7 protein-coding genes are annotated in these 12,605 nt (G+C 32.6%); 2 read left to right on the forward strand and 5 right to left on the reverse strand.

The window, feature by feature from the left end:
• Positions 1-56 precede the first annotated feature (56 nt).
• Positions 57-443 carry a group III truncated hemoglobin gene (locus tag LL966_RS14345; protein WP_229354226.1) on the forward strand — a complete coding sequence of 129 codons (387 nt, stop codon included), beginning with the start codon at positions 57-59 and terminating at the stop codon, positions 441-443.
• A gap of 114 nt (positions 444-557) precedes the next feature.
• Complete coding sequence (locus tag LL966_RS14350) at positions 558-2,321, forward strand: aromatic amino acid hydroxylase (RefSeq protein WP_229354228.1); 1,764 nt, start codon at positions 558-560, stop codon at positions 2,319-2,321.
• A gap of 182 nt (positions 2,322-2,503) precedes the next feature.
• On the opposite strand, the gene LL966_RS14355 is transcribed toward LL966_RS14350, so the two are convergent.
• From LL966_RS14355 to LL966_RS14375, 5 genes are all read right to left on the reverse strand, one after another.
• Positions 2,504-3,133, reverse strand: coding sequence for a DUF4230 domain-containing protein (locus LL966_RS14355; protein WP_229354230.1), 630 nt, complete (start codon positions 3,131-3,133; stop codon positions 2,504-2,506).
• 185 nt (positions 3,134-3,318) lie between these two features.
• Positions 3,319-5,634, reverse strand: coding sequence for a translocation and assembly module lipoprotein TamL (gene tamL, locus LL966_RS14360; protein WP_229354232.1), 2,316 nt, complete (start codon positions 5,632-5,634; stop codon positions 3,319-3,321).
• Positions 5,618-10,729, reverse strand: a complete 5,112-nt coding sequence (locus LL966_RS14365) for a translocation/assembly module TamB domain-containing protein (RefSeq protein ID WP_229354233.1) — start codon at positions 10,727-10,729, stop codon at positions 5,618-5,620. The genes tamL and LL966_RS14365 overlap by 17 nt, the downstream gene beginning before the upstream one ends.
• Positions 10,730-10,905: 176 nt before the next feature.
• A complete protein-coding gene (locus LL966_RS14370; RefSeq protein WP_229354235.1) occupies positions 10,906-11,865 on the reverse strand; it encodes a GSCFA domain-containing protein in 960 nt (319 codons plus the stop codon).
• 86 nt (positions 11,866-11,951) lie between these two features.
• Positions 11,952-12,563 carry a hypothetical protein gene (locus tag LL966_RS14375; RefSeq protein ID WP_229354237.1) on the reverse strand — a complete coding sequence of 204 codons (612 nt, stop codon included), beginning with the start codon at positions 12,561-12,563 and terminating at the stop codon, positions 11,952-11,954.
• Positions 12,564-12,605: the final 42 nt, after the last annotated feature.

Consider the following 12,605-nt stretch of genomic DNA (forward strand, 5'->3'; position numbering starts at 1 on the left):
AGAAAACAAAAAAGAAGTTATCGTATTTTTGCATTTTACTTTAATACTTAAAAACAATGGCAGCTCTTAAAGATATTTCAACAATAGAAGACATAAAACAAATGGTTGACAGCTTTTATGGCAATGTTAGAAAAGACGATCTTATTGGTCCTATTTTTAATGATAAACTGCAAGATCGCTGGGAACCTCATTTACAAAAAATGTATAATTTTTGGCAAACTATTCTGTTTGATGTGCGCGCCTATTCGGGAACACCATTTCCACCGCACAAGCAATTACCAGTAGACAAAACTCATTTTGATCGTTGGATTGCCATTTTTAATTCTACTATAGATTCACAGTTTGAGGGACCTATTACTGAAGAAGCAAAAATGCGTGCGACCAATATGGCTTTTATGTTTAGTCATAAAATAGAATATTTTAGAAATATTGAAAAACAGTAAACTAAATTAGAAAAAAGCAAAAAATATCATTTCGAACAAAACTTTTGTGATTATTATCACAAAAAAGGTGGCTTAAATTCGTAATTTTACATTTTAACCTAGAACGTTTTCGAAATGAATCCAAATATTGAAACTAATCCGCTTTTAGATCGATTGCCAAAACATTTACAGCAATTTATTAAGCCACAAGATTATAGCGATTACACTCCTATCAATCAAGCGGTTTGGCGATATGTGATGCGTAAAAACGTAGATTATCTTTCTAAAGTTGCCCATCATTCGTATTTGGAAGGCTTACGCAAAACAGGAATCGAAGTTGATTCTATTCCGAGTATGTACGGTATGAACCGTATTCTAAGCGAAATTGGCTGGGCGGCAGTTGCCGTTGACGGATTTATTCCGCCGAATGCTTTTATGGAATTTCAGGCTTACAATGTTTTGGTTATTGCTTCAGACATTAGACAATTAGAACATATTGAATATACGCCCGCTCCAGATATTATTCACGAAGGTGCTGGCCACGCTCCCATTATTGCCAATCCAGAATATGCAGAATATTTAAGACGTTTTGGTGAAATTGGCTGTAAAGCCATTTCTTCTCACAAAGATTATCAGATGTACGAAGCGATCCGTCTACTTTCTATTTTGAAGGAAGCAGAAGATACTCCAAAGGAAAAAATTGATGAAGCCGAAAAAGCAGTTGCCGATTTGCAAAACGATATGGGAGAATTGTCTGAAATGGCGCAAATTCGAAACCTGCATTGGTGGACAGTGGAATACGGCTTGATTGGAACGGTTGAAAACCCAAAAATATATGGTGCTGGATTGCTTTCATCAATTGGAGAAAGCGCGCAATGTATGACCGATAATGTGAAGAAAATACCTTATGATATTTCGGCTGCGAATCAGAATTTTGATATTACGCAATTACAGCCTCAGCTTTATGTAACGCCAACTTTTTCTCATTTGAGTTTAATTTTAGAAGAATTTGCTAATAAAATGGCTTTGAGAACTGGAGGACTTTCAGGAATTCAGAAACTAATTCAATCGAATGCACTAGGAACAATTGAATTGAGTACAGGTTTGCAAATTTCTGGCGTTTTCACCAATGTTATTGAAGAAGAAGGAAAACCAGTTTATATTCAAACTACTGGAAAAACGGCACTTTCTAATCGCGAAAAAGAATTGGTTGGTCACGGAACTTTGACACATCCGCACGGATTTGGAAGTCCGATTGGGAAACTGAAAGGCTTTAATCTCGCGATTGAAGACATGAGTCCGAAAGATTTACAGGCTTACAGCATTGTCGAAAATGAAACAGTAAAGCTGGAATTTGAAGGCAATATTATTGTGGAAGGTGAAATTATTACAGGTTCTAGAAACCTTCACGGAGAAATTATTTTAATTAGTTTTAAAAATTGTACCGTGACTCATGGCGAAACGGTTTTATTTCAGCCTGAGTGGGGAAATTACGATATGGCAATTGGTAAAAAAGTAGTTTCTGCTTTTTCCGGTCCAGCCGATGTGAATAGTTTTGACTTGATTAATATCGTTCCAACTACTAAAACAATTAAAGCAAAACATACTGATGAACGTGATGAATTGGAGATTTTATATGCATCTGTTCGTAATATCAGAAACTCTAAAGAATCTAAAACTGAACTGCAGCCTGTTTTTGAGAAACTAAAAAACAACCATGCTAATGATTGGCTTTTAAGTATTGAAATTGCTGAACTTTTAAAAGATTCTGATGAAAAACAACTTTTACAGGAAGTGTTGGTTCATCTAGATCAATTGAAAATAAAACGCCCTGAAATTGCACATTTAATTGCTGGCGGTTTGGATTTGATTTTTGATAATTTGCCACAAAGACACTAAGATGCGAAGTTTTCACTAAACAATTATTTGTCATTTCGACGAAGGAGAAATCACACTAGAAATTCTACAAAGAAAAACACCAATTCTTGTCGATATACGTGTGTGATTTCTCCTTCGTCGAAATGACAAGATTGCGAAAAAACCTTTGCCTCTTTGAACCTTTGCCTCTTTGAACCTAAAAACTATAATTTCAAATCTTGGTTCAATTCTGTCTCTGACTCAATAGTTTTTCCATTGTATTGGAGTTTCCAGCCCATTGAATTTGTCATGATTAAAATCTTAGACAATTCACTGATTAATCTATTTTGGGCATTTGTTTTTAAGGTCGATTTTTCGATTTTTTTAGCCAGATTCGCCTTTACCGATTTATTAATCTTATTGTAGTCATCTCCCGTAAATGGATTCAGTTTACTTTGTTCAACATCATAAAATTGAATATCTGGGTTGATCGTTATTTCTTCTTTTGGAATATTTAAAATCGTGATCGTTTTATTTTTTTCATCAATATCATATTTCATTTGATGCAAATCGTAGGCAACTGTAACATTTGCATTAACTACAACCAATGCTTTCTTTTCAAAAGAAACCATATCCATCAAATATTTCTGCTGATTTTTATAAGTGATCACTTCTGAAAAATGTCCTTCGGTTACAACCAATTTTCCAACATTAAGAATCTGCTGCTGAATTAAATTGGTATTATACTGGATATCTGAATCGTCTTCTTTTTTGAACTGGCAATATTTAAAAGCCAAAACAATTAATAAAACTATTATACCAACTCCAATAATTCTTTTGATCAAGTTTTGCATTCCTTAAAATATTTAAAGACCAATTTACTTCTTTTTTTGTTTCTTTCGCCACGAATTACACGAATTTCCACTAATTTTTTTGAAATTCAAATTGAAATTAATCAATAAATACAGCATAGTGAATTTGTGAAAATTCGTGAATTGCTTCGCCTGTTCGCTATCGCTCGAGTCGTGGCTAAATAAGACTAGAACGGATATCCAATCGCAATATTCAAAATAAGATTGTCTTTTCTCCAAGAACTGCTTCCAAAATTAATATCATCAATTACCCAGCGTTGTCCGTCTGGTAAAGAAGGATTTCTAAGCGGAATTGCCAAATCTGTTCTTAAAACCAAAAATGACAAATCGAAACGTAAACCTGCTCCCGCTCCAACAGCCAATTCTTTCATAAAATCTTTTGAGATTTCAGCTCCAGGTTTATTAGGATCGGCGTGAAGAAGCCAAATATTTCCGGCATCTATAAATACAGCTCCTCTAACTATGCTAAATAATTTAGCGCGATATTCTGTATTGAATTCTAATTTTAAATCGGCAGATTGATCTGGAGTAAAATTATTATTTGTTGGTGGCGGAATAACATAGCTTCCTGGTCCTAAAGTTCTTGCTCTAAAAGCACGAATACTATTGGTTCCTCCCACAACAAACTGTTTTGAAGTTGGCAACACATTCGAATTTCCATAAGCAAATCCAGCTCCCACAATTAATCTGCTCGCTAGTTCGCTTTCTTTTCCTAGTTTTAAATAATGTCTAAAATCAGTTTTAATTTTTACATATTGGCTGAAAGGAACATCAAATATATTTTTAACATTATTAGGATAATCTGCTCCTGTAACCAAACCGGTAATATTTCCTGCCAAATCCAATTCACCATTAAAATAGATGGTGTTTTTTCGACGTTTTTGCATTGTATTGGTGTATGTATAATTATAAGTCGGACCAAAAATCAATTGTTTTTCAATTACCCGTTCCAAAGCAGGATCTTTTTGAATATCTGCTAGATATTCTTCTGTAACATGGTTTGGACTTACATAAGTAATGTCAATCACATTCAATTGATGTTCTTTACGAATATTTTCTTTCCACAAATAACCAAACGAAGTATTAAAAGAATTCAAAGCATATAACTGTGTTCTTTTTTGATATTCATAACGAATTGTTGCTTTCGTTCTCGGTACAAATTCGCTGTTTCCTTCAATATTAAAAGGTGAAATAAATCGAGGCCAAGTCAAACTAACTTCTCCTCCTAGTTTATAAATATTTTTGCCTTTGTTTGCTCCTCCCAACTGAAAATCGGCACCACCAAAAACCGAAGCCGTGAACAATTCCGCTCCTTTAAAAAAGTTTCGATTATTCCAGTTAACATTTAATTCTGTTCCTGTATAACTCGCCGAATTGGTTTTTCCGATCACTTCAACACGAATAAACTTTTTAGGTAAAAGTGTCAGATAATAATAAGAATTTAAAGCATTCGGAATAGAATCTGAAGGTTTAAATTCATTCTTTACAAAACTGAAAGTTCCAAGATTTACAAATCGATTTAAAGTCAAATTATGATCTTTTCGATTGTAAACATCCCCTTTTTTAAAGTAAATCGTTCGGTCATAAATTCTTGGTTTAAAAGTATCTGCGGTATCAATTATCGTAAAATCTTTGTATTGCGTAATATTCTTTTTTCTGTAAACTGCGCTGTCATTGGTAAGAGAATAATTTGGATACACGAAAATTTTATCAATTTTATAAGCTGTCATTGCCTTAACTGGTGTATCATCTTTTATGACCAATCTGATTTTTACTTCATGATCGCCTTTACTGCTATCCACCTTTGCCAAAATATAATCTGGGTTAAAGTAGAAATATCCTTTTTCTTTTAATCGAGCATCAATTCGTTCTCTCTCTGCTTTGATAACATCCAAATCATAAGGATTTCCAACTTTAAGCAAACTTCTTCTGTGACTCTTTGCAATAATCTTAGACATTTTCAAAGAATCATCTGGAAAAATCACACTTTTTATAATGTATTGTTTTCTTGGCGTAACAGTGTATTCTGCTTTAACTCTTTTATTACTAACAGTTGAATCGGCACTAACTCTGACTTTAAAATAACCTCTGTTTTCGGCAAAGTTTCGCAAAACCGAAGCATTATAATCTAAATCAACTTGACTGAAAAGCACAGGCGCTTCTCCAACTTTATTGCGCAGCCAATATCTTGTTCCCTTTTCTTTTTTAGGTTCTCCAGCAAGATTGTAAATCAATAATTTCGGGCGCAAACCAAAAATCTGCTTATTTGGTTTTGGACGCAATAAACCTTCCAGTTCAGTTTCTAAAGCTTTTCGATCTTTCTTTTTCATAATCGAATCTTTTATGGTAACTGAACCTCCTGTGTAAAGTAAATCGCCCTCTGGAAGATATTTTGTATTACTGCATCCGACAACAAAAAACAAAGAAAGCAGAACGATACACTTTACATAAGATGCCTTTATATATTTATGTTTTTTGCTCATTTCCTTTAATTTGATTTTCTTCTTCGTTCTCCTGCAGTTTTTCTTTTTCTTTAGCCTCTTGCTTCTTTTTCTTTTCTTTTTCCTTGCGAATTTTTTCTTCTCTAATTAATTCCTTTTCTTCTTCCGTACGATGAAAAAGCTCTCTGAATTTATTGTAGCTCATGGTAATTACAAAAGCAACGCCAGTTTCTACTACCTGACCTTCAACTGCAACCTGATATTGATTTTTACGATACGCACGAACCATATATCTGCCGTCTTTTGTTAGCTGATAATCTAACGCTACGTCTCCTGCAATATTGGTGCTTTCTTCGTTGGCACGTTCTTGACCTTCAACTCCAAAACTGCTTCCAACGGTAACTTTCAATCGATCGTCTAGTAATTTTTTAGAAACCTCAACATTCAGGTCGGTCCTATTTTGCATAGTACCTGTCGTATAATCTTCGGTTGATTCTAAATCGAAATTGACTTCAAATCCTGTAATTAAATCTCCTGCAAGATTATTTAATTGTTGCGAAAGAATCTTGCTCACACTTTGTCTTGCAAAAGATTCTGCGTTTGTACCGCCGCTTTCGCTCGAAAACGGATTTTCGCCCACAAATCTGTTCAATAATAAAAGAGCAAAAACCTGTTTATTTAATTCTGCTGGATCTTGTTCTAATTGTTTTAATTTGGCCTGAGTAAGTTCTACAACATCCGAAGAAACATTATAGTTGCCTTCAGGAAGTACAATTCCAAAAGATATTTCTGGTTTCAATAATTCTCCATTCATTTTCAGTAAAGTCTGAAAAGGAAGTTTCTGTTTGTATGTATTTTGCACCGTTTGAGATTCACCTTTCAATTGATTTCCTAACAAGTCAATTGGAGCCGTTTCTACTTTATAAATAGCTGTAATATTCAAAGTTGCCATTGTCGGTTCTCCATTCCAAGTAATAAAACTTCCTTTCTGAATATCGAACTTTCTTTTGATTCCGTTGAAATTCATTTGGTAAGCACCCTCCGAAAACTCATACTTTCCAGTCAAAGTTGTTTTTCCAGATTGATCGATTCCGCCAACCAATTCTGCTTCTCCTTTCAAATTTAAATAATCGCCGTTTGACTTATCAATCAGCAAAGTTAATTCTGCTTCTTTATCAATTGAAATGGCAACATTTACGTTCATTCCTTTCAATTCCGATTGATTCAATTTATTCTGCATATCTACGGTTTGTTTTAGATAAGCATTATCTTCATCCACAAATTCTACAATTCCTTCACGATCTGCAATAGAAGGATCAGACTGTGGCATTACAACCGTAAATTTGGTTTCTTTATTGATTTTAAGCGTTCCATCAATTGTTGGACTGTCCAAATCTCCTTTGATATTTAGTTTTGTGTCTAAAAATAAATCTCCGTAGAATAAATCATTGTCTTTTGCTTTTGAATTGATCGCTCTAAAATCGTTTGCTTCAACCAATAAATCGAAATTGTATTTTCTAAAATCTGCCGATTTGATATTTCCGTTTACGTACAATTCATTATCATTTTCATCAAAAAGAGAGAATTTATCAAATGAAATCGTTTCGTTATTAAACGTGATTTTTTCTTTTCCAATTTTAAAATAAGAATTCAACTGCGTTACTCTAAAAGCGGCATCATTAAAATTTAGTTCTCCGTCAATTTTTGGAGTTGTTGTATTTCCCGTTATTTTAAAATTCCCTGATAAATATCCTTTACCTTCGGTAATGTTATCCATGCTGAAACCTTGAATGCTCTTAATATTCAACTTATTAATATCGACATCAAAATCAAAATTTCCAGCATCGATCTGATAATCCCCTGTCAGCTTAAGATCATTTCCTTCGTCACTTAAAGCTACATTTGCGGCTAAAGTATTGGCTGTTTTATTGTCTACTTTGATTTCTAAATCACCTACTTTTTCACCTTTAAAAGTAAAATCATCTATTTTTAAATCGGATGTAAAAGTTGGATTGGTCATTACGTTTTCAACCAATGCATTTCCGTTAATTAACCCTTGCATTAAAAGTTCATCTTTTTTAACCATATTCATAATGGTTTCGATTTTGAAGTTTACAAAATCAACTTGCAAAGGCGCATTATCTTGAGTTCCCTGAGACTGAACTTTTAATTCATTTCCACTATTACTTAAATTAAATTTGTTGATATAAAGTCTTTTGTCTCCAAATTCAATTGCATTTTCTGGATCAACCGTCCATTTATCGTAGTTTAAGACGAAATTTTCAGCATCTAATTTTAAGATGTTTTTAGAATCTTCTGCTTTAAACTCACCTGCAATATAATATTGCTGTTTTTGTTTGGCATCTTGAACATCAAGTGCATAAGTCAAAATATTATTTTGCACTTGTCCAGTTAAACTTGTAAACGGAATTTTTAGAGAACCACTTTCAATCGTCGCGATAGAAATAGAATATTCTAAAGCATTTTCTTTTGCTTCGATATTTATTTTTCCGTCAGAAATAGTATTTTCCGCGTAAGTAATTCTCGGAATCGTGCCTCGAACTTCTAAAGAATCTGTTATATTATTGTATTTTCCTGTGATTTTAATTGGCTCTAAACCTGTTAGTTTCGGAACCAACTTAAACAAAATCGGATCGTTATCTACAGTTAATGTAAAAGACAGTCTTTGCTCATCTGATTCTCCATTTGCTTTTGGATTTTTCAAATCGATATATTTTGACAACGATTTTTTCATCGCTGCAGCAAGTGTCGTCAATTTGTATTTTCCGTCTACTTCGGCCTTTAAAAACTGAGAAGAAACTTTAATATTATTTCGTGTATCATCTGAAAATGCAATTACGCGAACCGAATCTAAAACGATTGGTTCTTTGTCTTGTAAAATCTGCACATTCGAAAGAAACACTTTTCCGTTTAAATAATCTGGATTACTATTGGTAATATCTGCATCAATATTACCGCGAAGTTTCATTGGACCAGCATGAAGGTTCAGTTTTTCTAAATCGGCAATATCTAAATTCAGTTTTAATTTTACAGTTGGATATTTATCTTTTGTATCGCCTGAAGCTGTCAAATCGAAATTTAAATTTGGATCTTTCATTCCAGATTTTACTGCAAAAGATCCGTTTTCGATATTTCCTTTTAAAGCTAAATCTTTATACGTGTAGCGATTAAAAACTGCTTTCTGCACCAAACCATCAATTGCTGCATTTGCTGTTTTTGGATCTAAACCGTTTCCTTTAACTTTCGCTTTAAGCGTAATTTTTCCAATCGAATCGTTTTTGATTAATCGACCCAAATCGAAATCCAGCAAATAAACGGTCGCATCGTATTTTTCTCTTTTTTTAATGCGCTGATCAAATAAAGCATCGACTTTTGCATTTCCGAAACTACTTTTTAAAGCTAAATTGGTTTTAAAATTTTGAACCGAACCTTTAAATTTTCCTTGCAAATTTAACTGCGAAGGAATTTGAATGTTTTTTGGAATTGTTCCAGCCGGCACAAACATATTAATATCTTTTGCAGTGCTCGAAATGTTTTTAATATCCAAATCGTAATACGCTTTTTGTGCATCGGGCAATCCGGCGATTTTCCCCGAAAGAGAAACTTTTGTAGCACCAATTCCGCTCATTTCAAATTTGGAAATAGTCAAATCTTTTACTTTTCCGCTCACACGGCTGTCTACGTACAAAATTGCGTTTGGATTACTTTTAAACGGATTAGTATTTTGTAAATCTGGTACAAACAACAAAATGTCTTTGAAACCAATTTTTGATTGTTTCAAGTTAGCATCAATTGCTAGATTTCCTAAATCTTTTTGAAGTGATTCAAGCGATTTATATTCTGCCTTAACTTTATCTTGTACAAGCGTTTGAGGCGTTTTTAAATATAAATTATCCAGCGAAGCATTTTTTGGTCCGTAAAAGAAATCGGTTTTTAAAGCCTGAATCTGCAAACCGCTTTTTTCGTTTACGTTAAGCGTTTTTATATTTCCAGAAATGGTATCGTTTCCATAATACAATTTCTCGGCTTGAAAATTGAATTTACTCAAATCTAAATGCGCATAATCTAAACCTTTGGTTTTAGGTTTTGATTGCATATCATCAAATTTGAAAGCTATATTTTCTAGATTTGTATCTTTTAATTTTACTTTCCACCCCGCTTGTTTAATGGCTGTTGAATCTAATTTTGGAGTTTGAATTTGTTTGTCTTTTGCACCAAGTCGTAAATTCCCGCTCAGATTTTTTACTTCGAAAGTATCGAAATCCAAAAGCTGCTTGTTTAGGTCAATTTCATTTACATCTAAATTTAAGTTTCCTAAACGAATGCCCGAATTGAGTTTTGAATCTTTATTATCGTATAAAATATCAATTTTAGACAACGCTATTTTATCTAATGCCAGTTTGAAATCTGGGCGCTTCGAAATCGTATCGACTGTTTTAACCGAAACTTCAGCAATTTTTTCGACAACATCTTGATCCAAAACTACTTTCAATCCGTTTAAATTGATTGTTGGAATATTGAAATCCATCTGATCCAAATCGAATTTCTTGAATTTGGTATCAAAATGCGTCAGATTTAAGCGAATATCATTTTTAGCAAAATCATCTTTAAAGTTGAATTTAACTTGATCGAGATTTACTTTTACTACCGAAATTTTGAAAGGTTTCGCATTGGGATCTTCTACTTTTGGCTCTTTCGATTCAAATGCTTTTATGATGTAATCGAAGTTAAAAACGCCGTCTTTGTTTCTTGAGATATTGGCTTTTACATTTTCAAGCGAAACCGAATTGATTTCAAGTTCGCTACTAACCAGTTTAAAAAGATCAACATCTACTTCTAATCGTTTACCTGCCAGCAAAGTATCTTTTTTTTGATCTTCAAAATAAAAACCTTCCAGAACTACATCTTTAGGGAATTTTATGGAAATATGATCTAATGCAACTTTAGTTTTTATCTTTCCTTCAAGGTAAGTTATCGCTTTATCTTTAACGAAATTTTGAACTGATGGAACTTGAATTAAAATGATTATAAGCAATAAAAGTGTAATCACAGAAACCACGCACCAAAGCAGTACACGAAGAGTTTTTTTAAGAAAATAAACGGGTTTCTTATTCATACGTCAATAAAATCGATTAGATTAATTGCTTCTGAAAAAAGCAAGATTACACATTTTACAAAAGTGTAAAATTTAAACCTTAACAATTTACATAATTATGAGGAATTATTCTAAAATTTTACTGCAAATCGTTGTTTTGTCTGCCACAAAGGCACTAAGGCGCGAAGTTTTTTTTCTTAGAATTTGATATGTGAAATCTTATTTTCTAAAATGCTAATTTTCTGCTGCAACTTAGCGAGAAATTTTTGATGTTGATCCGATTCTGGATTAAAACTTCTGTGAAGCAGACTTTTCTGAATTTCATCAACTTCCAGCATAAGTGAAAAACTATCTTGCGATATATAATTCTCGCTAAAAAGTTTCCAAATATAATCGATTGCAATTTGGTTTGGATGCAGCATATCTTCGTTATAAAAACGATAATCACGAAGTTCATCCATCATGATTTCGTATGACGGGAAATAGTTATGAGTTTTGAGTTTTGAGTTATGAGTTTTTAAAACTTGATGTAAAGCTGTAAATAAATGCGATTTACTTAACTGATTTTCTACAAAACCATCTTTGATATGACGAACGGGAGAAATCGTAAAAATGAAATTGATATTGGGGCTTAAGGCCTCGATAGATTCAATTGTATTTTGAATACTTTTTTGGATTTCATCAACCGATAATAATTCTTTTGAAAATTGTTTTTGAGGTACTTTATGACAATTGGCGACTACTTCATCGCTTTCCATATTTCTATAAATCCAGGAAGTTCCTAAAGTGATTATAATATGAGTGGCTTCTTTTAATTTTTTATGCGTTTCTGTAACCGCTTTATTCAGTGTTTCCAGTAATTCTTGTCTGTCTGAATTGCTTAAATCGGAATGGACTTCAAAACTATGCCAGCGTTCATTATGAAAAAAAACATCTTTTTCTTCAAACAATTCTTCTTTACAAACTCTTTTAAATAATTTCTCAATTGAAACGGAGTTAAATATAATTCCAAACGGATTGATCTCATTTTGAAATTTAAAATAATCAAACTTCTCCGCCATGTTTTCTGCAAAACAAGATCCAATAGAAAGTATTTTCGAATTATAATCGATTGGATTATTACTTTTTGAAATTGGAATTTGAGTTCTGAATTGCATAATATTCTTTTCCGTAAATTTCGGTTATTTTTTACAAACAAAAAAGCCAGAAGTTTTTTTGCTTCTGGCTTTTTTAGTCTAAAAAATCAATACGTATAAATTATATTGTATTCAGATTCATCGGAAGATTTGGTTAACGGATAACCATTTTTATCATATGTGTAATTAAATTTTTCTACATAAGTACTGGTATCATTTTTACTACTTATACTTGTTATTTTTTCAGTAATATTATTTAGACCAAAATCATTTATACCAAAATCTCCATTTGGCATATCATGACCATTGTACAGAGTTCCCTCTAGCATTATCAGATTTAATCCTGTAATATTTTTTAAAGGATTGTTTTTATTATCGTACTTATATTGATAAGAATATTTATAATATGGTGCCTCTCCATTATATTTGGTTGTTATTTTATCGAGATTGCTGTTGCTGAATGACAAAATTTTCTCATCCTCGGCAGTATCAGGCTTATGCTCACGAAATCTTACATAAGAAACAGTTCCATCTGGATTATGGGTAAAAACGTCTTTTACATAAAAGTCACTGTCTGAATTAGCACTTGGAAGTGTCAAAATTGATTCTTTTAGTTTATCATTATTATACGTATATTTAATTGTCGTAATTAACTGATTATCCATAAATCCTTCAGTTTTGGTAATAAAATTTCCTTCATATGTAAAAACAGTTTTCATGATTTTATTATAAGCTACACAAGATACGCTAACTATTTTATT

Source organism: Flavobacterium chungbukense, assembly GCF_020805785.1.
In the GTDB taxonomy this organism is placed as follows: Bacteria; Bacteroidota; Bacteroidia; order Flavobacteriales; family Flavobacteriaceae; genus Flavobacterium; species Flavobacterium chungbukense.